Genomic DNA, 21,139 nt, shown 5'->3' with positions numbered 1-21,139 from the left:
ATGAAGGCTAATTGGCAGCTCTTTACCGGACTCTCTATTTTCTATGTGATTATGTCGGTGGTTTATTACTACGTCGGTGGCGAAGCCGTTGGTATTACCGGCATGATCCTGGCAGCATGTTTAGCGGGCATGGTTGGCTTTTATATCTGGTTTACGCAGAAGCGAATTGGCTTTGATATTCCTTCAGATAATGTCGATGCTGAAATAGCAGATGATGCCGGTGAACTTGGTTTCTATAGCCCGCACTCATGGTGGCCACTTCCGGTTGCCTTAAGTGCAACAGCTATGAGTCTTGGTCTGATTATCGGATGGTGGCTCACCCTGATTGCGCTAGGTGCGCTCATTATCAGCATCATCGGTATGGTCACTGAGTACGAAAAGCCACTGACCAGTAGCAATCACTAAGAATCACTAGCGAAGCTGCTGCCAGGATAAAGTGCGAAAGCTGGTAGCACTCGCGCCCTGGATCTTCGTCCTGATCTGGAGCTCAGGCTTTCCAGTTTCAAAGTATGCATTTTCATCAGGGGATCCGCTCTATTTTCTGGCAATCAGATTACTTCTAGCCGCACTCATTCTGCTGCTGCTGGCGTTTATTTTTCGAGCCCCATTAAAACTTTCACGGAGTGATTTTCTGGCATCACTAGCAATTGGAATCACTCTTCACGGTATGTATTTAGCGGGAGTTTGGTATTCCATCAGCTTGGGAGCACCAGCAGGCCTATCTTCAGTGATTACAAGTATGCAGCCGGTGCTGGTCTCCCTGATCGCCATTCGATTATTGAGTGAACCCTTAACTAGAAAGCAGGTAATTGGTTTAGTACTGGGATTCATCGGAGTCTTTCTTGTCGTCTTACCAAAGCTCTCTGGCACATCGCACTTTACGACAACATCACTCGGGCTACTGGTCCTAGCACTCTTGGGAAGCACGGTTGCGACCTTGATGCAGAAGAAAATTGGTCACGCAATTCCGCTTTTAATTGGTACCACCTATCAGTTCGCAGTCTCTGGCGTAGTTCTGCTGATTCTCTCTGTTGCGCTAGGTAAGACTGAATTCCACCTCACGCAGACCGGCTTATTTGCAATGCTTTGGGCGGTGCTTGTCACATCAATTGCGGCAGTGCTCTTGCTCTTCTGGCTGCTCAATCGCGGTTCGGCTGCCAAGGTTTCATCCTTGTTTTATCTCGTGCCACCGATTGCAGTGCTAGAGACCTATATTCTCTTTGGGGAAAAGATCAACGCCCTGGGGTTCATCGGAATCGCGATGACCACGCTGGGCGTTGCCTTAGTACTACAGAACTAGCTTCTTATTTGTTAGTGATGACCTTCAAGTTCCTTACGCTCTGACTCAGTTGCCTTTGGCACCGCAGTTGCCATCGAGCGTGAGATCCGATTACGAATCTTGTTCTTGATTGCCCCTGGCCTGCGAACTCCGCCGCCGTCTAGCTCCGGAAGTTCAAGTGGTGCTAGTTGCTCGTGGGAAGTAAGCAGCCAGGCCTTTTCAGCCGATATTGGCTCATGAATTTCAGTGAACTCACCATTTGGCATGCGGACCAGGCGTCCGGTTTCGCGTCCGTGCAGAACGAGATCGCGATCAGCGCGTTGTAGTGAAAGACATAGGCGCTTGGTAATGACGTAAGCCAGTGGTGGCAAAACAATTACACCAATACGAGAGAACCACATCATCTGGTTAATGGTGAGATCAAATGTTGTGGCAATGATGTCGTTACCACCGTTAAGAAGACATACAAGAGTGAAGGTCAGAGCCATCGCGCCAATAGCGGTGCGAGTAGGTGCATTACGCGGGCGATCAAGCAGATGATGCTCGCGCTTATCTCCGGTTGCCCAGCTCTCAATAAATGGATAGAGCGCAAGGGCGGTGAACATGATGCCCGGCAAGATAAGACCTGGAATCAAAATATTCCATGAGATTGTGTATCCGAAGGTGACTGTCTCGATTGGGGGAGCCATACGCACAAGTCCATCTAGCCAACCCATATACCAATCGGGTTGGGAGCCGGCCGAGACTTGTCCTGGCGTGTAGGGGCCGTATAACCAGATGGGGTTAATCGATGCGACCGCACCAAGAAAAGCGGTAACGCCAAAGACAATGAAGAAGAATCCGCCAGCTTTAGCCATATAGACCGGCATCAGTGGATAACCAACAACGTTCTTCTCAGTGCGACCCGGGCCTGGGAACTGGGTGTGCTTCTGGTACCAAACAAGCATTAAGTGAACAGTGATGAGTGCCAGGAAGATTCCTGGAAGCAAGAGCACGTGCACGGTATAGATACGTGGGATGAAAGCGACACCCGGAAATTCGCCGCCGAAGGCGAAGAAGGCAAGGTATGAGCCAACTACAGGAAGGGCTTGAATAATTGCCTCCGCGATGCGGATACCAGTACCGGAGAGAAGATCATCGGGAAGTGAGTAACCCAAGAAGCCTTCCACGATTCCAAGAGTGAGAAGTCCAACTCCGATAATCCAGTTAAATTCACGAGGCTTACGGAATGCGCCGGTGAAGTAGACGCGCATCAAGTGCACGACAATTCCCACCATAAATATGAGTGCGGCCCAGTGGTGAATCTGGCGCATGAGTAATCCGCCACGAACTTCAAATGAAATATCAAGAGTAGATGCGTAGGCCGCTGACATCTCTAAGCCTTGCAACGGTTCGTAGGAACCCTCATAGACGACTTCGCGCATTGATGGATCAAACCAAAATGTAAGGAAGGTTCCGGAGAGAAGCAGAATGACGAAAGAGTAGAGACAGATTTCACCGAGCAAGAATGACCAGTGGTCGGGGAAGACCTTGGTGAGATTCTTCTTCATCCACTTGGCCGCACCTGTGCGATCATCGACATATCCTGCGACGTTACCGGCGATTCTTTCGCGTGCTGTCATCTTGAGCGCTCCCAGAAACTAGGTCCGACGGGTTCATTAAATGGTGCTTGTGCCACGAGGTAACCCTCAGCATCAATTGTAATTGGCAACTGTGGAAGTGGGCGAGCAGCTGGGCCGAATATTACCTTTGCTGCGCGGGTCACATCGAATGTTGATTGATGACATGGGCAGAGCAGATGCTTTGTCTGCTGCTCATAGAGGGCAACCGCGCATCCCATATGAGAACAGATCTTTGAAAAGGCAATAATTCCTTCATAGGTCCAGGAAAGTCGCTCGGCATCGAGATTAAATTCTTCCGGGCGAAGACGGATAAGTAGTACGGCATCTTTTCCAATGTCATTTAAAGATCGGTGCTCGCCAGGTGCTATCGCTGGGAGTGTCTGAGCTACTGCGCCTACTTCCAGATCTTCCGGACGTAGCGGGCGATCACCTGGATCAGTGACCAGGCGAGTGCCCTTCTTCCACGATGTTGTCTTAAGTTTGTTTCCAGGTAGTGGACCGAGGTCACCTAGTAGAAGCACCGGTGAGATAGCAGAGAGACCAAGGGCTGCGCCTAGCGTGCGCTTAATCAGTGGTCTGCGACCAAGACCGGCAGCGGCGGCGCCAGCTTTAACAGTCTTAACAAAATCTTCCCGGTCTTCATCTTCAGATTTAAACTCATGACGCTGGGCAATGACTTCTTCATCAGGCATCAGTGTTTTGGCCCAGTGAATCAAACCTGCACCAATACAGAAGAGCGCGATAGCCATTCCCATTCCCAGGCCAAGCTGGTGAGCATTGGTATTTCCTAGAACTGGAATGAAGAAGAAAATGTCTTCATCGACGAAGAGATATGAGTAAACCAGGAGGACAGTTCCGAGAGCGGAGAGAATAAAGAGCGTTGCTACCTGACGCTCGGCACGAGCTGCAGCCTTTGGGTCAGTATCTGCGCGGCGATGAACATGTGCTGGCAGACCTGGATCTTTGATGAGTTCTATCTCGTTAGACATCTATCTATCTCGCCTTCGCTGCTAACCAGACAGCAACACCAATAAGCAGTCCGATTCCGAGTGTCCACACAAGCAAACCTTCAGTAACTGGACCAACACGACCGAGGGCGGCTCCACCCAACTGAGGTTCAGCTTCGGCGGCCTTGATCCACTTAATCATGGAGAGTTTTTCTTCAGGTGTAATTGTCTTATCGCTAAATACTGGCATTGATTGCGGACCGGTGATCATTGCTTCATAGATATGAACAGGTTCTACTCCCATGACAGTGGGTGCATATTTACCTTGGGTAAGTGCGCCACCTTGGGCTGCGAAGTTGTGACACATCGCGCAGTTAGTTCTAAATAGTTCGCCACCTTCAGCAGTAGAACCATCGCGTTCGTAGTTCAACATCTCCTCGGTTGGAATTTCTGGTCCGGGGGCAAGGGATGCGACATACATGGCGAGTGCATAGACCTCTTCGGCGTTATATACCGGAGCCTTTCGCATCGCTTGCACGCTCATATCTCCCATCGGCATGCGCCCTGTCGCTACCTGGAAATCCACTGATGCTGCGCCAACTCCAATCAGCGAAGGAGCGATCTCGCCGCCTTCTGCGTTAAGTCCGTGGCAAGAAGAACAGCCCTTAAGGAAAATCTCACGACCTTCATCGATAGCAGCAGAGCGGGCTGCGATTGTTGTCGTTTGTTCGGCATCGACGGCGCTGGCAACTTGGAAGGTGGTGCCGATGGTGAAGAGAGCAAAGATCAGCAGGATTGGACCTGTCGCTCGATGTCTACGTAGCCGAGAAAGACGCTTCACAGTGTTCCTTTCAATTCGTTCTTAATCATTTGATGAGGTAGATAGCAGAGAAGAGAGCAATCCAAACAACGTCTACGAAGTGCCAGTAGTAGGAAACTACAATCGCAGTTGTTGCTTGACCTTGGGTAAATCGTCGAGCTTTAGCAACGCGAACCATGACGATCAGGAATGCGATGAGACCACCTGTTACGTGCAGGCCGTGGAACCCAGTTGCGAGATAGAAAACTGAACCGTAGGCATTGGATGAAAGAGTGAGTCCTTCGAGAACAAGATGTGCGTACTCATAAATCTGCCCAGCGACGAAGAAGCCACCCATAAGAAATGTGAGTGAGAACCATTCGCGCATTCCCCATTCGGTGAATTTGAAAAGTGATCCGGTGCGTCTTGCTTGGTAGCGCTCTGCGGCGAAGACACCGAACTGACAGGTGACAGAAGAGAGAACAAGTACCGTGGTGTTAAATGCAGCGAATGGAATATTGAGAACTTCAGTAGATTCAAGCCAGATAGTTGGACCTTGCACAGCGCGCGTTGTGAAATACATTGCAAAGAGTGCGGCAAAAAACATCAGCTCACTGGACAGCCACACAATCGTTCCGACCGCCACCAAGTTAGGGCGGGTTATCTTGTGGTGCGAGCTCACGCTAGTGCTAGTCATGGGCGCCATTATTCCCGAAAAGGTGCGAACTGACCTATTTAAGCCCCCGCCCGGAGGCCCGATTTGCCCTTGGAAATAGGTGAAAAGGGTCACCAAAAAATGAGAGTCGACATCCGGATTATCCAGAATAGACTTCGCTCATGTCCGAGTCCCACGGTAGTAAAGAGCGTAAATACTCCATTGTTTTGTATTCAGATGATTCAACTGTGAGGCAAGCGATTATTGGCGCCTTGGGAAACCGAGTAGCGCCAGAGATGGCCGAGCACGTGATTCACGAATTCGCCACTGGGGCAGCACTTCGACTCTTTGTCGATGGCAAGAAGCCAGGAACCGATAAGCCAATTGATTTATTCATTCTCGACGCAGAATCTGTTCCGGAAGGCGGCCTTGGAATGGCGCGCCAACTTAAAGATGAGGTTTTTAATTGCCCACCAGTATTGGTCATCACCGGCCGCAAAGCTGATGCCTGGCTGGCAGCGTGGTCTCGGGCAGAGGCAAATGTGCTTCACCCGATTGATCCATTCACACTTTCGGCCACGGTCGCGGATCTACTTCGTACTCGCACAACTGCACTTTCCACGCTTTAGACAAGACGGGGAAAGAATTCGCCATGAGCTCATCACTTGCTGATGGAAGTTTTGCTGCGAATATAGAAATTCTCAACGCGGGAAGAGATTTGGAACCGGAGCAAATTCGGTTTGTGATGCGTGAAATATTGAGTGGAAACGCTGATGTGGAATCTATTAAGAGCTTTCTGCTCGCACTTAAAGCCAAGGGTGAAACCGCTGATGAAGTAGGAGCACTCGTTGCCGAGATGTATGCACACGCAGCGCCCATCAATATTGCAGAACGAGCAGTTGACACCGTGGGAACTGGTGGAGATGGCGCACACACGATCAACATTTCAACAACCGCGGCAATCATTGCAGCCGCAGCTGGTGCTCGAGTAGTTAAACATGGCAATCGCGCTGTCTCATCCAAATCTGGTGCCTCTGATTTCCTGGAGGCTCTGGGTGTAGTTCCGGGCCTTGATGGCAAAGGTGTGGAGCGAACCGTGCGAGAGCTAGGCATTGGTTTCTGCTTCGCTCCGATTTTTCACCCAGCGATGAAGTTCGCAGCACCGGCGCGAAAAGAACTTGGCGTTTCAACTGTCTTTAATATTTTGGGACCGCTAGCCAACCCGGCCAAGCCAAAGGCAGCTGCTGTCGGCGTTGCCAATGAACGGATGCATTTAGTGATGGCGCAAGTATTGGCTGATAAAGGCTGCGATGGTTTTGTCTTTCGGGGCGATGATGGTCTTGATGAAATTACGTTAGCAACAACGACGACCATTCTCGCTATCGGAAAAGATGTCATCACAAGTGATCGAATTGATGCAAAAGATTTTGGTCTCTCCAATGCACCGCTATCAGCCATTGTTGGGGGAGATCCAGCTGAGAATGCCCGCATCAGCCTTGCCATTCTTGCAGGTGAACTGGGTGCACCCCGTGATGCGGTTCTACTGAATGCTGCCGCAGCCATTGCTGCCTTTGAAGGTGACTTAGATTCGGATGTTAAGCAGCGACTCACTGCTGGGCTTTCGCGTGCTACTGAAGCTGTTGATTCTGGCGCAGCTAGTGCGTTACTCAAGAAATGGGCAACGCTTACTTCCCAGATTTCGGCTTCTTAACTTTCTTACCAAAGTTCTGAAGTTCTTCCAGGGTAAAGATATCGAAGGAGCCAAGGCGCTCAATTAATCCATGTAATACATCAACTGTCGCCCGGGCATCATCAAGTGCGCGATGGTTAGGAGTGGTCTGGGTTCCGAAGAAGGCAGCAAGAGTTCCCAACTTACAGTTCGGCACTTCATCCCGAGTTAATACCTTGCGCGCGATGATCGCAGTATCAAGGACTGCAAATGCTGGCCACTGGTAGCCGTGCACTTTTGAGTAGTGCTTGAGAAAGGCGAGATCAAAGGGGGCATTCTGCGCTACGAGTACCGTCTCTTGATGCGAACCGAGAAACTCAAAGAGTGAGGGCAGGACAGTAGATATTGAAGGAGCCTGATGAACCATGGAGTCGTTGATGCCAGTGAGTTCTTGGATGTAGTCAGGGATGGGATGCCCAGGATTTATGAAAGTTTCAAATTCACCAAGAGTTTTACCTGCCTTAACTTTGACCGCACCTATTTCGGTAATAGCAGCGCCGATATGCGGGCCAGCACCAGTGGTCTCTAAATCAACAACAACGAAAGTTGTTTCCAGCAAGGGACGACCAAGATCTTGCAACGTTGATTGCCAGGAATTGTCGTTCACGCAACGAACTGTATGTGATTGCTCTGACATTGCTTACGCCATACCATTTTCGATATGAGTATCGAGGGCGTTCCGGTTGAGTTATTGCGTGATTGGCAGGCGGTAGGACACGGGGCCAATGCAAAGATCGGCGTTCTTCTGGTTCATGGTTTTACTGGCTCTCCAGCCTCGATGCGTCCATGGGCTGAATATCTCAATGCCCACGGATACACCGTCAACGTTCCTCTTCTTCCTGGTCATGGCACAAAAGTTGAAGATCTGAACCTGGTGAAGTGGCAGGAATGGCCAGCTAAAGCTGAAAGTGAATTGCAGTCATTGCTGGCTAGTTGTGAGAAAGTTTTTCTCATCGGTTTTTCTATGGGCGGAACGACAACACTTAATATCGCCGCTCGCTACTCACAGGAACTTGCGGGTTTGATTTTGGTTAATCCCATGATCCACATCAGGTTTGTGCCCGCGCAATTGGCTTGGTTACTCAGTCGTTTTCAAAAGTTTCGCTCGGCTATCGGTGATGACCTCAAGCGCCCAGGAGTTACCGAAGCCGGCTATGACGCCAATGCCATTGTGGGCGTCTATGAACTACTGAAGATGTGTAGCGTGACTCGCAAGCAATTAGCCGATGTCACCTTGCCAGTTCAGCTCTTTCACAGCACCGAAGACCACACCCTGCCGGTATCTAACACCGAGATTATTCTTAAAGGTATAGCCTCACGTGAGAAGAGCAGAATTGAGTTGGTTAATAGCTATCACGTTGCCCCGCTTGATTATGACGCCGAGATCATCTTTGAAAACTCTCGGATATTTATCGAATCGCATTAATTCTCATCTTTGTTAAACTTTCATCGTGCATAAAATTGTCGCCCTTCTCGGTGGAAAGCGCGCGGCAGACTCCTTTAGAAAGACAGTTTCCGGAGATGCCAGCGGTGCACCTGTGTGGTCTGCGCAGATGGCAATTGGTGATGACATCGGTTACTTCGGGCCTGGCAGTGCGGTGTGGCAAGTACACGGCTGTATCTCAACAATTGTGGGCGGAATCAGAGCGTTACTGATGCAGGCGGCACATCCAGCAGCTCTTACTGGCGTGGCAGAACATTCTCAGTATGACTCTGATCCATTAGGACGCCTTGAGCGCACTACTCGTTGGCTCACTATTACCTCCTTTGGTTCTACCGAAGCTATAGAACGCGAAGCCGGGAGAGTGAATGAAATTCATAAGCGGGTAGTGGGCAATTACCCGGATGGCAATAACGAAGTTCGCCCTTATGCGGCAAGTGATCCTAGATATTTACTGTGGGTGCACTGTGCTTTCACTGATTCCTTCTTGCGCACTTACCAAGAACTCGGCTATGACACAGATGGCGTAGGTGATCAATACATCCGCGAGTGGTCACAGAGCGCCAAACCGTTAGGGCTTAACTCTGCCCCACAGTCCATGCGTGAATTAGATGCTGAGATTGCAAGGTTTGTTAAGGATGAAGTTGCAGCTATCGCGATGACGCCACCTATCGTGCGATTTATTCTCGCGCCTCCATTTAGCAAGGGAGGGCTCTTCTTCTATGCGATCTTGCGCAATGCAGCCATTGCCACAATCGATGAACCATTTCTCACCGTCTTGGGGCTGAAGCCAAAACCCAAGAGCTGGTTGAAGGTAAGCCGGGTTTTACTTGATTTTCTCTCCTACATGCTTGGCCATGAATCTCCTTCACAAAGGATTGCTCGTGAGCGAATCAAAAGAATAGAGTTAGCTGCATGAGCGATTGTCTCTTCTGCAAGATTGTTGAAGGTGTAGTGCCATCGCGAAAAGTCTTTGAAAACGATAATTGCTTTGCCTTCCTCGATATCTTCCCTGCAGCCAAAGGTCACACGTTGGTGATTCCTAAAAAGCATTTCACAGATATTCACGAGATTGACGCGCAGAGCTATGGCGCAGTAGCTGCTGCTACTAAAGAGGTTGCCGATTTACTGCAGAAGAAGTTGGGTTCAGAAGGAATGACCATCTTTCAAATGAATCGGGAAGCCGGCTGGCAAACTGTCTTTCATCTACATATGCATGTTATTCCACGATGGGAGAACGACGACCTTCATAAACCTTGGGATATCGCACCGGCAACTGATCAAGAACTCGATGAGGTATTGCACCTATTGCAATAAGAAGCACTCTGCCTAGAACCAAGAGACTGTCGAGTATTCTTTCTAGGTGAACACCTCAACCAGGCGGATGGGAATCCTTGCAGTCCTAGGATCCGCACTCTGTTTTGGAACCACAGGTACTACTCAGCAGTTAGGCGTTCCAGATATTTCACCCCTGGCAGTGGGCGCCGCCAGACTTCTCTGCGGCTCACTCTGTCTCTTCGCCTTTGCTTACATCCAGCGCTCACAGCGCGGAAGCATTCGTATGTCTAGGCGAGACTTATTGATCTGCGGCTTTGGCGTGGCGGGCTATCAACTCACCTTCTTTAGCGCAGTTCACATCACTGGCATTGCAATCTCCACCGTTACTGCACTCGGAAGCGTTCCCACATTCTCTGCCATCGTCGCCTATTTAGTGATGGGAGAAAAACCTTCCAAGAGTTGGTATCTGGGCACATCAGTGACAATCCTTGGAATCATTCTTGTTGGAACCGCAAACGGAATAGCCGAATTTAAGCCACTCGGGATTCTTTTGGCCGCCATCGCTGGTTTTGGCTTTGCCGTCTTTAATGTCGTTAGCCGAAAATCTCTAGCGGCAGGGGCGCAAGATATTTGGTTGACTGCCACCTCATTTGGTGTGGCAGCACTCATCACGCTGCCTTTTCTTTTTGCCCAAAATCCAGAATGGATTCTTACAACTAAGGGCGGTCTATCAGTTCTCTGGTTAGGACTTGTGCCCACAGCTATTGGTTATTTTCTTTTCACATCAGGGCTGAAGAAAATTGATTCAAGTACGGCCGCAACCGTGGTCTTAGCAGAGCCAGCAACTGCCACCATCTTGGCCGCAGTTGTTATTGGCGAGAGCCTAGTTACGCAAAGTTATATCGGTATAGCAATTGTTGCTGTGGGAATTCTCTATATCTCGCGCGCTAAGCCATAAAGTCATAGAAGATCAGAAAGATCGCCACCGCAAACATTACGTTGGCAATGATGTAATCAAGCACCTTCCAAAAAATAGGCCTTGTCATAAACCGGGAGGCGGCTCGGGCTCCAAAACCGAGTGCTGAGAACCAGAGGATGCTGCCGAGTGAGGCACCGAGTGCGAAATACCAGCGATCGCTATGGAATTGGTTTGAAATACTTCCAAGCAAGATAACGGTATCCAGATACACATGTGGATTGAGAAAAGTAAAACCGAGCACCGAAGCGATTGCAGCTTTGCGCGAAATTGAAGTCTCGCCCTCAATACTCAAAGCACCGGGGCGGAAAACCCTGCGCAGTGTGTTGAGTCCAAAGAAGGTGAGGTAGGCAACGCCGAACCAGCGAATGATCTCAAGTGCGCGCGGTTGCGATTGGATAACGGCTCCGAGTCCGCCCGTGCCAAGGAAGATAAGCAGCGCATCAGATGCGGCGCAAATAACGACCACGAGCAGGACATTGGATTTAGCTAAACCTTGCCGGATGACGAAAGCATTCTGGGCACCGATGGCGATGATGAGAGAGAGGCCAGTAAGTAAGCCTGGGAGAAATGCAATCACCAGCAGACACTACTTTGAGTGATGGTATCTTGGAAGAAAGAAGGGGTATCAAAAATCTTTAGGCGAGTCCTCATCCTTTCCAACACCATTAGTTTTAGGATTGCACATGCGCTTTAAGAATATCTTCGTCTTAAGTCCGGGAAGATCGGGCTCGAAGACTTTTATTGAGGCCTCATCGCATCTGACTAACTACTCCGCAGCCCATGAATCTTTGAGTGCTCATCTAGGTGATAAACGATTCGACTATCCAGCACACCATATTGAAGCTGATAATCGACTGATTTGGTTTACAGGAGAGTTAGCTAAGCGCTTTCCAGACGACGTTCTCTACGTCAATCTCATTCGAGATTTCGATGCCACAGTTGATAGTTTTCATCACCGCCTGCAGAACAGCTCTTATCGCGCCTCAATTATGAATGCCTTCGCCCATGGAATCTTGATGAAGCCGGGGGATTGGCGAGCAGATCAAGAGCGAGATCTCGCTGCTTTCTATGTAGAAACAGTGCAATCGAATATCGAGTTTTTTCTACAGGGACGAACCCACCTCACCGTTCACTTAGAAGACGGCGGCGAAAGTTTCAATGAGTTCCTGCAGCTGATTAAGGGCGAAGGAGATATGGGCAAGGTTCGTGCGACCTGGCTAGAAGTTCACAACGCGCGATAGGAAGACGAGACTGGAATCAAACCAGTGTGCCCCGTAACGTAAACCTTCGCTTACGCGTGTGAATAGAGCAGACTAAGAAAGCCGTTTTTAACGGGAGTTAACAACCTTTTCCTTTACCGGGCTCACTACCGCACAAACTGGGCAGAGCGCTGTCTTACCAATCCAATTTTCATTTGGCTTAGTTAAATCCGCGTTCCATGCATGTCCACATTCAAGCCAATAGGCTGGTCTAATTGTCATATCGTGAGATTAGCAAAAAGTAAGCAAAAATGGAAAAACCAAGAAGAAAAAATTCCTCTCTTGGAATTTCACGCTCAAAACAGTGGACGATACTGGGATCGAACCAGTGACCCCCACAATGTCAATGTGGTGCTCTACCGCTGAGCCAATCGTCCGGGTCTTACATCTTCGGTATGTATTTAATTGTTTGCGAAAGTATAGCCGAGTGAATTATCGGGCGTAATCATCCTGAATGCGCTCAATATCATCTTCACCGAAGTAGGTGCCGGTCTGAACTTCAATGAAGATCATCACTTCTGTGCCTGAGTTACCAATGCGGTGGAGCTGGCCAACCTGCACATCTACCGTCTCGCCGGGGTATTTCTTAAAGCTTTCTTCACCTAGAACTACATCTGCTACTCCAGCAACGATAAACCAATGCTCTTGTCGCTTTTGATGGCGTTGTAATGAGAGGCGATGGCCTGGTTCTACCCAGATTGATTTCACCTTGTAGGTGGGAGTGTCCTGCAAGATCTCATAGCGACCCCAAGGTCGCCTTGAATCGTAATCTGACATATCTACTCCGTTGTAGTGCTGTTTCTATTCTTACTTGAGGTCGGAACGGGATTTGAACCCGTGTAGAGGGATTTGCAGTCCCTTGCCTCGCCTCTCGGCCATCCGACCAAACTGTTGCTGCGATAGAGAAACCGCCACCTGAAAATTAATTCTAAGCGGCGGTTAATCCGAGCGGACGACGGGGTTCGAACCCGCGACCTGAACCTTGGCAAGGTTCCGCGCTACCAGCTGCGCTACGTCCGCATTTTGTGCAGGGGCAAATCTAGCGCAGAGCAGGGGTAAGTGCCAAAGCGTCAATTATTTCGCACTGTTTATACGCGCTAAGTGCGTAGCCTTAGCCAGGTGTATGGCCTTGAAAATCAATTCTGGATGGGTGGACGACTTGCGACCCAATTAGAAGAAATCAGCAACGATCCATCAGTACTTCAAGATGGAAACTTCTGGGCGGTTCTTGTTACATTCGAAGGTGAGATGACCTTTGCGCGCTTTGGGCAGGTGCAAGATTCCAACTTCCCAGAGCCGCAATGGAGTGAGCTACCTAGCCCATGGCGGTCATCTGTTGACCGAGATGAATACATCACTTATGTCAATCAGATTAGAGAAGAGATCGCCGCCGGCGGTGTCTATCAGGTCAATGCTTGTTATGAATTTACCAATCAGTTAGCGGAGCCGATTGAATCTTTAGCAGGGCTTTTCTCGGAATTGATTGCCAAGAATCCAGCGCCCTATGCACAGTACCTGCGCTTACCTGATGTTGAAATCGCCTCCGCATCTCCGGAAAGACTTGTCTCTCGCGTGGGAGCACAGATCACAACCTCACCCATTAAGGGAACAATTCGGGCGGAGCAAGAGTCCTTCGGTGATAAAGACAAGGCAGAAAATTTGATGATTGTGGATTTAATGCGTAATGACTTTGGCAAGATCTGTGAATCAGGAAGTGTTACTGTCAGTGAACTCTTTCGCATTGAAAAACATCCGGGGCTCAGTCATTTAGTTTCAGATGTGACAGGAACTGTAAATACCCGCATCACATGGGCTGAGATCTTTGCGGCGCTAGCACCTGCTGGCTCAATTAGTGGCGCACCAAAGAGTTCGGCGCTACGGATTATCACCACGCATGAGAAGGTAATGCGTGGCCCATATTGCGGGGCCATCGGATGGGTGCAGGGGGATAAGGCAGAGATTGCGGTCGGAATCAGAACTTTCTGGAGAACGAATAAGGATGTGCTGCATTTTGGAACGGGTGCCGGGATTACCTGGTCAAGTGATGCAAGTGCCGAGTGGGATGAAACTCGGTTGAAAGCAGATCGATTATTGAGTATCGCAGGGGGAGGATTCAATGACAATTGAACTTGATTCCTATGGTTTCCCGCGCACATCTGGCATCTTTGAAACAATCAAAACAATTGATGGCAAACCGATTGCTCTAGCACGACATATGCGCCGTGCCATTAATTCGGCTCTCGAGCTTGGGATCACACTTCCCGATGAAGAGAGCATTCGGGTGCAACTCTCTGAGGTGTTAAGTGCAAAGAAGTTTGAAACAGGCCGCTTGCGGTTGTGCTTTGCCGATGGCCTCTTTCACATAAGCCATGATGAATATGAAGAGCTGGCATCACCGAGTAATCTCAATTTTTGTAGCGAGACAGTTACTGGCTTCATCCACAAGAAGTTTCCATACGATCACCGCTTTGCCATTCTTAAATCAGCACGGGATGAGGGATTCGATGACTCCATCCTTTTCAACGCTAAGAATGAGATTACTGAAACCGCTGTCTCTAACTTGGTATTTTGTATCGATGGTGCGTGGGTCACACCGCCCATTACCTCGGGGGTATTGCCGGGCATTGTGCGAGCAGTAGCTATTGAAGAGTGTGGGGTGAGTGTGCGCCCGATTCATATCTCGGAAGTGCCCGAGATTCAATCAGGATTCCTGGTTTCAAGTCTTCGTATCGCTCAACCCATCGCCTACATCGGTGATATGAAATTAGAGATAGGTCAATCATCACGTGAACTCGAGGCCCTCATTCGCGCTCACTTGCAACCAGTTTCGGTAGGCTAGCGCCCATGTCACAGATCAACGTCACCGTCGATGGCCAATCGCGGTCGATTGAAAGTGACCAGCGCCCCACTCAGATATTTGCTGAGAATAAGGAAATTGTTGTCTGCACGATTAACGGGGTTCTTAAGGATCTCTGGACAGATTTAAGCGATGGCGATGTAGTCACATCGGTCTCAATCTCCTCACCAGAAGGACTCGCCGTTCTTCGACATTCCACCGCGCACGTGATGGCGCAAGCTGTGCAGCAGGTCTTTGCAGATACCAAGTTAGGGATTGGCCCGCCTATTACTGATGGTTTCTATTATGACTTTGACCCGCAGAACCCGTTTAATCCAGATGACCTGGAAAAGATTGAAACGGCTATGCGCAAGATTGTTAAAGAAGGTCAAAGATTTAAGCGCAGAGTGACTACTGAATCAGATGCCCTGAAAGAACTTTCTCATGAGCCATTTAAGTGTGAACTCATCGGCATCAAAGGTGGCGGCACTGATGAGACAAGTGTGGAGGTAGGCGGAACCGAGCTAACGATTTATGACAACTTAGGTCGTGATGGCCAGCCAGTGTGGTCCGATCTCTGCCGCGGCCCGCACCTGCCATCAACCAAACATATTCCAGCCTTTAAGTTAATGCGCAGCGCAGCTGCCTACTGGCGAGGTTCGGAGAAGAACCCAATGCTGCAACGCATTTATGGAACAGCGTGGCCTTCCCAAGATGAACTCAACGCTTATCTCGAGTTACTTGCAGAGGCGGAAAAACGTGATCACCGCAGGCTCGGACAAGAGTTAGATCTCTTCTCATTTCCAGAAGAGATTGGTTCTGGACTGGCAGTCTTTCACCCTAAGGGCGGAATCATTCGCCGAGCGATGGAAGATTACTCTCGTAAGCGCCATGAAGAAGAAGAGTATGAGTTTGTTTACTCACCGCACTTAACTAAGGCAGCGCTCTTTGAAAAATCTGGCCACCTCGATTGGTATTCCGAAGGCATGTATCCACCCATGATCATGGATGAAGAACTCCATGCCGATGGAACTATTAAACGTGCTGGGCAGCAGTACTACATGAAGCCGATGAACTGCCCTTTCCACAATCTGATCTTCCAGTCTCGTCAGCGTTCTTATCGCGAACTACCGCTTCGACTCTTTGAGTTCGGAACGGTCTATCGCTATGAAAAATCTGGCGTATTACACGGCATTACTCGCGCCCGCGGTTTCACCCAAGACGATGCACATATCTACTGCACTAAAGAGCAGATGGCTGGTGAGCTTGATTCACTTCTGACCTTCGTCCTCAACCTGCTACGCGATTACGGACTCGCGGATTTCTATCTCGAACTTTCAACTCGTAACCCTGAGAAATCAGTAGGAGAAGATGTCGATTGGAAAGAGGCAACCGAGGCGTTGCGGGAAGCTGCGATGAAGCAGGGACTTGAGCTAGTTCTTGATGAAGGCGGTGCGGCCTTCTATGGTCCAAAGATTTCGGTGCAAGCAAAGGATGCGATAGGTCGCACCTGGCAGATGTCCACTATTCAAGTTGATTTCCAATTGCCACAGAGATTTGATCTTGAATTCGCCGCAGCCGATGGCAGCAAACAACGCCCAGTGATGATTCACCGTGCCCTCTTTGGCTCCATTGAAAGATTCTTCGGAGTTCTCACCGAACACTATTCAGGTGCTTTCCCACCATGGTTGGCACCCGTGCAAGTGATGGGAATTCCGGTTGCCGATGCGTTTAATGATCACTTGGTTAAAGTTGTGAAAGAGATGAAGGGTGCCGGAATTCGCGCAGATATTGATCTCTCTGATGATCGCATGCAGAAGAAGGTGCGCAATGCGCAGATGCAGAAGATTCCATACATGCTAATCGCTGGCGAAGAAGATGTGAATTCAAATGCGGTCTCATTTAGATATCGCAATGGCGATCAGAAAAACGGCGTTCCGATTGCCGATGCAATTGCCGAGATTCTGGCCACGATTGCCGAACGTCGTCAGGTATAGCCGTGAGTCATATTGATGGCGCTGGTATGCCCGATGGCTGGCAACGCTTATGGGCCCCACATCGTCTGGAATACCTGCGTGGTGAAAACCGCCCGCTGGATGGAAATGATGTGCAGTGCCCATTTTGCAGGATCCCTACGTTAAGTGATGAAGAAGGTCTCATTGTTCATCGAGGTGTGAGTGCCTATGTTGTGATGAATCTTTATCCCTATAACCCAGGACATCTCTTGGTCTGCGCCAATCGCCACGTCGCAGATCTCACTGAACTCACTACAGAAGAGCGCCATGAGATTACCGACATCAGCGCTCATGCTATGAATACCTTGCGCAAAGTTTCTAAGGCCGATGGATTTAACCTAGGAATGAATCAAGGTGCGATATCAGGAGCTGGCGTGGCAGCGCATATCCATCAACACATCGTTCCTCGCTGGTCGGGGGATGCTAATTTCATGCCAATTATTGGAAAGACGAAGGTAATGCCTCAGCTACTTACTATTACGCGAGATGAGTTAGCTGCTGCTTGGTAATGACTTAATGTAGTCGTGCGCGATATCGATGCCGATTCCGTTTGTGAGATTGATAGGAATGGCTGGAAATAAAATGCCAGCAGCGAATGCGCCATCATCCATCTCTTGCATCTGTTCTAAGAACTCTTCTCTAAATTCTTTTACTAACTCCTCATGTTCGGGATCACAAGGGCGCACTGACGCTGGTGTAGTTGAGTAATCAATGATGCTTAAGTCATGCAGGCGTATGAGCGCCGCCGGTGATCCATCATCGTGATGAAGAACCAGGTAAGGGTTAACCAATTGATCAAAGACTCGGTTGGCCACCATGACGGCATCTTCAAAATCTAACTCCTGCCCATCTAACCCGTTGACAAGAACAAGTCGTGGAATCTGTATCTCATCTAGGGCTGCCCACAGCGCAATAGTTGGGGCGTCGATACCGGCTGCTGGGTTAACAACGAATATGGCAAGGTCAGATTCGTGCTCTGGTGCCGAAGAAACGGTGCCGCCAAATTCTGAGGCGATTGCCTGCGGGGCCCCCGACACGTGGCCGTATACGTGGATTCGCTTGCTTGCTTCGGAACTAGGTGAAGGCATGAGGGAAAGCCTACGATGGTCCTGATGATAAGTAGCGCACTGAAACCTGCGGTCACCAGATTAATCAATCCGTTGGCCCGAGCCGCCCTGCGTGTTGGCCTAACACCGAATTCTGTAACAATTTTAGGTGCGCTAGGTCTCATTATTTCTGCGGCATATTTCTATAGCACTGAGCAGTATTTCGTTGGCACCCTTGTGATTACAGTCTTTGCCTTAAGTGATCTCTTTGATGGCGCGATGGCTCGAATTTCAGATAAGGGTGCAACATCTTGGGGTGGATTCCTAGATTCAACAATTGATCGTGTGACCGATAGCGCAATAGTGATCAGTCTTGCACTGCCACTGATTCGTGATGAAGACCTTCTTGCATACCCGGCAGTTGTTGCCTTGGTAACTGGAGTCCTTATTCCCTACATCCGGGCAAAGGCAGAGAGTTTTAACATTGCCTGCAGCGTTGGAATCACAGAGCGCACCGAACGACTCGTCATTATTCTGGTCGCTGCTGGTTTTCATGGGTTAGGTGTTCCATACATTCTGGCAATCGGAATCTGGGCCCTGGCGGTATTGGGATTGGTCACGGTGTTTCAACGCCTACAGGTGGTCCGTAAAGGTCTCGCAGATTCGTGATAGATAAGTTAGCAGCGCTGGCATATTTTGCTGGCTGGAGAATTGCTCGAGTTCTTCCTCATAAGTGGGCTTATGGCTTATTTGAAAGACTTGCCACATATTTAGTGGGTAAAGATGGCAAGGGCGTTCAGCGGTTGCGCAGCAATCTGCGCCGCATCAAACCGCATCTGAGCGACGCAGAACTAGAAGTGTTGCTTGGGCAAGCAATGAGCTCCTATCTGCGCTATTGGTGTGACACATTCCGAATTCAAGATTGGTCAGCGTCCCAAATACAAGAGTCGGTCACACTCACACGAGGTGAGTTACTGCTTGATCCCATGCGTGAGGGTCGGGGAGTTGTTATTGCGCTGCCTCACTCCGGTAATTGGGATCATGCTGGTGCCTATTTCTGCTCACTTGGAATTCCGCTTGTCACAGTTGCCGAAAGACTGAAGCCAGAAGCGCTCTTTCAAAGATTTCTGCGCTATCGCCAAGCTATGGGATTCGAAGTGCTCTCGATTGATTCGCGTTCTTTTGCGACTTTAATCAAACGCGCCCGTGAGAAGCGCTTGATCGCACTTGTTGCAGATAGAGATCTCTCGGCCTCTGGTATTGACGTGAACTTCTTTGGCTTTCCGGCACGGATGCCAGCAGGTCCGGCACTTCTTGCAATCAAGACGGCAATACCGCTTGTGGTTGCCCACGTTTCATATATGCAAAACGGAATCCATATTGAATTTACATCGGTAGATGTGTCCGAAGATGGAAGTGAGTCCGAACGTGTGGCGCAGATGACCCAACGGATGGCGAGCCTCTTTGAAAAAGGAATTGCTGCGCACCCACAAGATTGGCATATGCTGCAACGGATCTGGACTGATGGAGATTTTAAGGAGAATAGCTAATGTCGTTAAGTAAGAAGCGCATTGGCATCGTCTGTCCCTATGGGTGGGATACACCCGGGGGAGTCAAGAGTCATATCGGTGACCTCGCCGAATATCTCATCGCGCAAGGCCATACGGTTTCGGTGTTAGCCCCGTCATCTAGTGATGAGAATCTTCCAAACTATGTCACAAGTGCCGGTCGTCCCATTTCGATTGCCTATAACGGAGCAGTGGCACGTCTGCTCTTTGGCCCTGTTGCATTTAGTCGGGTGAAGAGCTGGATTGCAGATGGAAACTTCGATGTCTTACACCTTCATGAACCTGCGATTCCATCGATTTCACTTCTTGCTTGTTGGGCAGCAGAAGGACCGATGGTGGGAACATTTCATGCCGCATCCGCTCGAAAGAAGATTGCCTTTGCAATCACGCCCTTTGTGGAGCCGGTGATTGAAAAACTCAATGCACGTATTGCGGTGAGTGAGGCTGCACGTGAAACGTTACGGATACATCTTGATACCGATGCCATGGTTGTTCCCAATGGCATCTATGCCGCTCGCTTTGCAGATGCAACAGTAGATGCGCGATGGTCGGGAAATACCATTGGTTTTATTGGACGCTTTGAAGAGTATCGAAAGGGCCTCTCTGTTCTGATTGAGGCGTTGCCACAGATTTTGACTCAAATTCCAGATATTCGAATTCTGATTGCAGGACCAGGAGATCCAGTGAGTTTTCTAGAAAAGCTGGAACCTCATCTGCGAAACCGGTTTACATTCTTAGGAACAATTTCCGAGTCAGATAAAGCGAACTTCATGGCATCTGTGGGAATTTATGTTGCACCCAATACTGGCGGAGAATCCTTTGGCATCATCTTGGCCGAAGCACTTGCGGCAGGCGCCGCTGTTCTAGCAAGTGATATTCCGGCATTTGATTCCCTGCTGGGCGGCGGGGAGTATGGAACTCTCTTTGAATCCGAAAACGCACACGACTTGGCCGATAAGGCGATAGCTTTACTGCAAGATTCGGCGCATCGAAGTGCGATAGCAAAGAGAGGCCATGACTACGCCCAGAGTTTTGACTGGGACGTGGTTGCTGAGAGAATTTATGATGTGTATGAAATGGCGATGGTGGGTGGAAGGGGAGTAACGCTTGCTTCCGATAATCGTGCCTGGAATAGATTGCTAGGTCGCAGCAATGAATAACTTTCTCCTGGCCTTCTTCTTTCTCTCTATTTTCGCTTGGTACTTATCATTTCTGGCAACAAGACTTAATCGCTTACATCACCGGGTTGAGACCAGTTGGGCCAACCTTGATGGATTGCTGCAACGCCGAGCTGCGGTTGCCATTGAAATTGCCCGCTCTGAAATCTCTGATCCAGCAGCATCGCTTCTTCTGACATTCGCCGCACACCAAGCACGCGAGGCAACGGTCCGAGATCGCTCTCAGGCAGAGACTGGCCTGACTGGCGCACTAGGAATTCTGATTGAGAATTCTGCCGATACTCAAAATCCTTTGGAACAAGAGCTCTTACTTGAACTAAAAGACCTGACAGCAAAAATCAAAGTTGCTATCGCCATTCACGTTGAATCTGTGACCAGAACACAGATGGTGCGTAAGAAGCTCTTTATCCGGCTCTTTCGTCTAGCAGGTTCGGCGCCAGAGCCGGTTACTTATGAATTTGAAGGCGATGTTTTTTAAGCGCTTAGTTGCGGTTATATTCGTGATCGC

General features: G+C 49.4%; 26 protein-coding genes and 3 tRNA genes. 17 read left to right on the top strand and 12 right to left on the bottom strand.

The window, feature by feature from the left end; translation table 11 throughout:
- Positions 1–405, top strand: a complete 405-nt coding sequence (locus A1sIIB142_RS03565) for a cytochrome c oxidase subunit 4 (RefSeq protein ID WP_095693704.1) — start codon at positions 1–3, stop codon at positions 403–405.
- A gap of 31 nt (positions 406–436) precedes the next feature.
- Complete coding sequence (locus tag A1sIIB142_RS03560; RefSeq protein ID WP_095693703.1) at positions 437–1,300, top strand: DMT family transporter; 864 nt, start codon at positions 437–439, stop codon at positions 1,298–1,300.
- A gap of 11 nt (positions 1,301–1,311) precedes the next feature.
- Here A1sIIB142_RS03560 and qcrB read toward each other — a convergent pair whose 3' ends face one another.
- The 4 genes from qcrB to ctaE are packed head-to-tail and all read right to left on the bottom strand — an operon-like array spanning position 1,312 to position 5,344.
- Complete coding sequence (gene qcrB, locus A1sIIB142_RS03555) at positions 1,312–2,901, bottom strand: cytochrome bc1 complex cytochrome b subunit (RefSeq protein ID WP_095693702.1); 1,590 nt, start codon at positions 2,899–2,901, stop codon at positions 1,312–1,314.
- Positions 2,898–3,890: a cytochrome bc1 complex Rieske iron-sulfur subunit gene (gene qcrA, locus A1sIIB142_RS03550; RefSeq protein WP_095693701.1), complete on the bottom strand. Its 993-nt coding sequence runs from the start codon at positions 3,888–3,890 to the stop codon at positions 2,898–2,900. The genes qcrB and qcrA overlap by 4 nt, the downstream gene beginning before the upstream one ends.
- 4 nt (positions 3,891–3,894) lie before the next feature.
- Entirely contained in the window at positions 3,895–4,689 is a 795-nt protein-coding gene (qcrC, locus tag A1sIIB142_RS03545) for a cytochrome bc1 complex diheme cytochrome c subunit (RefSeq protein ID WP_095693700.1), read from the bottom strand.
- A gap of 25 nt (positions 4,690–4,714) precedes the next feature.
- Positions 4,715–5,344 (bottom strand): aa3-type cytochrome oxidase subunit III, encoded by a 630-nt coding sequence (gene ctaE / locus A1sIIB142_RS03540; RefSeq protein WP_095674880.1) that lies wholly within the window; start codon positions 5,342–5,344, stop codon positions 4,715–4,717.
- Positions 5,345–5,484: 140 nt separating this feature from the next.
- Between ctaE and A1sIIB142_RS03535 the strand changes: the two genes are divergently transcribed.
- Positions 5,485–5,931, top strand: coding sequence for a hypothetical protein (locus A1sIIB142_RS03535; RefSeq protein ID WP_095693699.1), 447 nt, complete (start codon positions 5,485–5,487; stop codon positions 5,929–5,931).
- 23 nt (positions 5,932–5,954) lie between these two features.
- Positions 5,955–7,013: an anthranilate phosphoribosyltransferase gene (gene trpD / locus A1sIIB142_RS03530; RefSeq protein WP_095693698.1), complete on the top strand. Its 1,059-nt coding sequence runs from the start codon at positions 5,955–5,957 to the stop codon at positions 7,011–7,013.
- On the opposite strand, the gene A1sIIB142_RS03525 is transcribed toward trpD, so the two are convergent.
- Entirely contained in the window at positions 6,988–7,668 is a 681-nt protein-coding gene (locus A1sIIB142_RS03525) for an exonuclease domain-containing protein (protein ID WP_095693697.1), read from the bottom strand. The genes trpD and A1sIIB142_RS03525 overlap by 26 nt on opposite strands.
- 24 nt (positions 7,669–7,692) lie before the next feature.
- Here A1sIIB142_RS03525 and A1sIIB142_RS03520 point away from each other — a divergent pair, with 24 nt between their 5' ends.
- Genes A1sIIB142_RS03520 through A1sIIB142_RS03505 form a run of 4 tightly spaced genes read left to right on the top strand, consistent with a single transcriptional unit; the run spans position 7,693 to position 10,708 of the window.
- A complete protein-coding gene (locus tag A1sIIB142_RS03520) occupies positions 7,693–8,457 on the top strand; it encodes an alpha/beta hydrolase (RefSeq protein WP_095693696.1) in 765 nt (254 codons plus the stop codon).
- Positions 8,458–8,482: 25 nt separating this feature from the next.
- Positions 8,483–9,391 carry an oxygenase MpaB family protein gene (locus tag A1sIIB142_RS03515; protein ID WP_095693695.1) on the top strand — a complete coding sequence of 303 codons (909 nt, stop codon included), beginning with the start codon at positions 8,483–8,485 and terminating at the stop codon, positions 9,389–9,391.
- Positions 9,388–9,789 (top strand): HIT family protein, encoded by a 402-nt coding sequence (locus A1sIIB142_RS03510; protein WP_095693694.1) that lies wholly within the window; start codon positions 9,388–9,390, stop codon positions 9,787–9,789. The genes A1sIIB142_RS03515 and A1sIIB142_RS03510 overlap by 4 nt, the downstream gene beginning before the upstream one ends.
- A 46-nt stretch (positions 9,790–9,835) precedes the next feature.
- Positions 9,836–10,708: a DMT family transporter gene (locus A1sIIB142_RS03505; protein WP_125898849.1), complete on the top strand. Its 873-nt coding sequence runs from the start codon at positions 9,836–9,838 to the stop codon at positions 10,706–10,708.
- On the opposite strand, the gene A1sIIB142_RS03500 is transcribed toward A1sIIB142_RS03505, so the two are convergent.
- On the bottom strand, positions 10,698–11,306 hold the full coding sequence (locus A1sIIB142_RS03500; RefSeq protein ID WP_223299160.1) for a LysE/ArgO family amino acid transporter: 609 nt from the start codon (positions 11,304–11,306) through the stop codon (positions 10,698–10,700). The two genes, A1sIIB142_RS03505 and A1sIIB142_RS03500, sit on opposite strands and share 11 nt — an antisense overlap.
- Before the next feature lie 106 nt (positions 11,307–11,412).
- On the opposite strand from A1sIIB142_RS03500, the gene A1sIIB142_RS03495 reads away from it, so the two are divergent.
- Positions 11,413–11,970 (top strand): hypothetical protein, encoded by a 558-nt coding sequence (locus tag A1sIIB142_RS03495; RefSeq protein WP_095693691.1) that lies wholly within the window; start codon positions 11,413–11,415, stop codon positions 11,968–11,970.
- A gap of 87 nt (positions 11,971–12,057) precedes the next feature.
- Here the strand turns inward: A1sIIB142_RS03495 and A1sIIB142_RS06585 are convergent, their stop codons facing one another.
- The 5 genes from A1sIIB142_RS06585 to A1sIIB142_RS03475 all read right to left on the bottom strand — a co-directional run bounded on the left by A1sIIB142_RS06585 (position 12,058) and on the right by A1sIIB142_RS03475 (position 13,008).
- Positions 12,058–12,210 (bottom strand): hypothetical protein, encoded by a 153-nt coding sequence (locus tag A1sIIB142_RS06585; protein ID WP_190283246.1) that lies wholly within the window; start codon positions 12,208–12,210, stop codon positions 12,058–12,060.
- 83 nt (positions 12,211–12,293) lie between these two features.
- Positions 12,294–12,365, bottom strand: a tRNA-Val gene (locus A1sIIB142_RS03490).
- A 55-nt stretch (positions 12,366–12,420) separates the two neighbouring features.
- On the bottom strand, positions 12,421–12,765 hold the full coding sequence (locus A1sIIB142_RS03485) for a phosphomannose isomerase type II C-terminal cupin domain (RefSeq protein WP_095693690.1): 345 nt from the start codon (positions 12,763–12,765) through the stop codon (positions 12,421–12,423).
- A gap of 37 nt (positions 12,766–12,802) precedes the next feature.
- A tRNA-Cys gene (locus A1sIIB142_RS03480) sits at positions 12,803–12,873 on the bottom strand.
- A gap of 62 nt (positions 12,874–12,935) precedes the next feature.
- Positions 12,936–13,008, bottom strand: a tRNA-Gly gene (locus A1sIIB142_RS03475).
- 81 nt (positions 13,009–13,089) lie between these two features.
- Here A1sIIB142_RS03475 and A1sIIB142_RS03470 point away from each other — a divergent pair.
- The 4 genes from A1sIIB142_RS03470 to A1sIIB142_RS03455 are packed head-to-tail and all read left to right on the top strand — an operon-like array spanning position 13,090 to position 17,348.
- Entirely contained in the window at positions 13,090–14,115 is a 1,026-nt protein-coding gene (locus A1sIIB142_RS03470; RefSeq protein ID WP_223299158.1) for a chorismate-binding protein, read from the top strand.
- On the top strand, positions 14,105–14,827 hold the full coding sequence (locus A1sIIB142_RS03465; RefSeq protein WP_095693688.1) for an aminotransferase class IV: 723 nt from the start codon (positions 14,105–14,107) through the stop codon (positions 14,825–14,827). Before A1sIIB142_RS03470 ends, A1sIIB142_RS03465 begins: the two co-directional genes overlap by 11 nt.
- Positions 14,828–14,832: 5 nt before the next feature.
- The gene (thrS, locus tag A1sIIB142_RS03460; protein WP_095693687.1) at positions 14,833–16,821 is read left to right on the top strand and encodes a threonine--tRNA ligase; all 1,989 of its coding nucleotides are present in this window, start codon (positions 14,833–14,835) and stop codon (positions 16,819–16,821) included.
- Positions 16,822–16,847: 26 nt separating this feature from the next.
- Complete coding sequence (locus A1sIIB142_RS03455) at positions 16,848–17,348, top strand: HIT family protein (RefSeq protein WP_095694142.1); 501 nt, start codon at positions 16,848–16,850, stop codon at positions 17,346–17,348.
- Here A1sIIB142_RS03455 and A1sIIB142_RS03450 read toward each other — a convergent pair.
- Complete coding sequence (locus tag A1sIIB142_RS03450) at positions 17,331–17,927, bottom strand: P-loop NTPase family protein (protein WP_095693686.1); 597 nt, start codon at positions 17,925–17,927, stop codon at positions 17,331–17,333. The genes A1sIIB142_RS03455 and A1sIIB142_RS03450 overlap by 18 nt on opposite strands.
- Positions 17,928–17,951: 24 nt before the next feature.
- On the opposite strand from A1sIIB142_RS03450, the gene pgsA reads away from it, so the two are divergent.
- Genes pgsA through A1sIIB142_RS03430 form a run of 4 tightly spaced genes read left to right on the top strand, consistent with a single transcriptional unit; the run spans position 17,952 to position 21,109 of the window.
- Complete coding sequence (gene pgsA / locus A1sIIB142_RS03445) at positions 17,952–18,554, top strand: phosphatidylinositol phosphate synthase (RefSeq protein ID WP_095693685.1); 603 nt, start codon at positions 17,952–17,954, stop codon at positions 18,552–18,554.
- Positions 18,551–19,435 carry a phosphatidylinositol mannoside acyltransferase gene (locus tag A1sIIB142_RS03440; protein WP_095693684.1) on the top strand — a complete coding sequence of 295 codons (885 nt, stop codon included), beginning with the start codon at positions 18,551–18,553 and terminating at the stop codon, positions 19,433–19,435. Before pgsA ends, A1sIIB142_RS03440 begins: the two co-directional genes overlap by 4 nt.
- Positions 19,435–20,613, top strand: a complete 1,179-nt coding sequence (locus A1sIIB142_RS03435; protein WP_095693683.1) for a glycosyltransferase family 4 protein — start codon at positions 19,435–19,437, stop codon at positions 20,611–20,613. The genes A1sIIB142_RS03440 and A1sIIB142_RS03435 overlap by 1 nt, the downstream gene beginning before the upstream one ends.
- Positions 20,606–21,109 (top strand): LemA family protein, encoded by a 504-nt coding sequence (locus A1sIIB142_RS03430; RefSeq protein WP_095693682.1) that lies wholly within the window; start codon positions 20,606–20,608, stop codon positions 21,107–21,109. The genes A1sIIB142_RS03435 and A1sIIB142_RS03430 overlap by 8 nt, the downstream gene beginning before the upstream one ends.
- Positions 21,110–21,139 lie beyond the last annotated feature (30 nt).

The sequence above is a fragment of the Candidatus Planktophila versatilis genome (assembly GCF_002288345.1).
Lineage (GTDB): Bacteria > Actinomycetota > Actinomycetes > Nanopelagicales > Nanopelagicaceae > Planktophila > Planktophila versatilis_A.
This window is presented reverse-complemented; position numbering and strand designations above follow the sequence as displayed.

Coding starts and splice junctions, on each gene's coding strand:
- A1sIIB142_RS03430 (WP_095693682.1), top strand. CDS start 20,606: ATGAATAACTTTCTCCTGGCCTTCTTCTTTCTCTCTATTTTCGCTTGG.
- A1sIIB142_RS03535 (WP_095693699.1), top strand. CDS start 5,485: ATGTCCGAGTCCCACGGTAGTAAAGAGCGTAAATACTCCATTGTTTTG.
- A1sIIB142_RS03455 (WP_095694142.1), top strand. CDS start 16,848: ATGCCCGATGGCTGGCAACGCTTATGGGCCCCACATCGTCTGGAATAC.
- A1sIIB142_RS03450 (WP_095693686.1), bottom strand. CDS start 17,927: ATGCCTTCACCTAGTTCCGAAGCAAGCAAGCGAATCCACGTATACGGC.
- A1sIIB142_RS03520 (WP_095693696.1), top strand. CDS start 7,693: ATGAGTATCGAGGGCGTTCCGGTTGAGTTATTGCGTGATTGGCAGGCG.
- A1sIIB142_RS03510 (WP_095693694.1), top strand. CDS start 9,388: ATGAGCGATTGTCTCTTCTGCAAGATTGTTGAAGGTGTAGTGCCATCG.
- A1sIIB142_RS03485 (WP_095693690.1), bottom strand. CDS start 12,765: ATGTCAGATTACGATTCAAGGCGACCTTGGGGTCGCTATGAGATCTTG.
- A1sIIB142_RS03565 (WP_095693704.1), top strand. CDS start 1: ATGAAGGCTAATTGGCAGCTCTTTACCGGACTCTCTATTTTCTATGTG.
- pgsA (WP_095693685.1), top strand. CDS start 17,952: ATGATAAGTAGCGCACTGAAACCTGCGGTCACCAGATTAATCAATCCG.
- A1sIIB142_RS03495 (WP_095693691.1), top strand. CDS start 11,413: ATGCGCTTTAAGAATATCTTCGTCTTAAGTCCGGGAAGATCGGGCTCG.
- thrS (WP_095693687.1), top strand. CDS start 14,833: ATGTCACAGATCAACGTCACCGTCGATGGCCAATCGCGGTCGATTGAA.
- A1sIIB142_RS03525 (WP_095693697.1), bottom strand. CDS start 7,668: ATGTCAGAGCAATCACATACAGTTCGTTGCGTGAACGACAATTCCTGG.
- ctaE (WP_095674880.1), bottom strand. CDS start 5,344: ATGACTAGCACTAGCGTGAGCTCGCACCACAAGATAACCCGCCCTAAC.
- A1sIIB142_RS06585 (WP_190283246.1), bottom strand. CDS start 12,210: ATGACAATTAGACCAGCCTATTGGCTTGAATGTGGACATGCATGGAAC.
- A1sIIB142_RS03435 (WP_095693683.1), top strand. CDS start 19,435: ATGTCGTTAAGTAAGAAGCGCATTGGCATCGTCTGTCCCTATGGGTGG.
- trpD (WP_095693698.1), top strand. CDS start 5,955: ATGAGCTCATCACTTGCTGATGGAAGTTTTGCTGCGAATATAGAAATT.
- qcrB (WP_095693702.1), bottom strand. CDS start 2,901: ATGACAGCACGCGAAAGAATCGCCGGTAACGTCGCAGGATATGTCGAT.
- qcrA (WP_095693701.1), bottom strand. CDS start 3,890: ATGTCTAACGAGATAGAACTCATCAAAGATCCAGGTCTGCCAGCACAT.
- A1sIIB142_RS03465 (WP_095693688.1), top strand. CDS start 14,105: ATGACAATTGAACTTGATTCCTATGGTTTCCCGCGCACATCTGGCATC.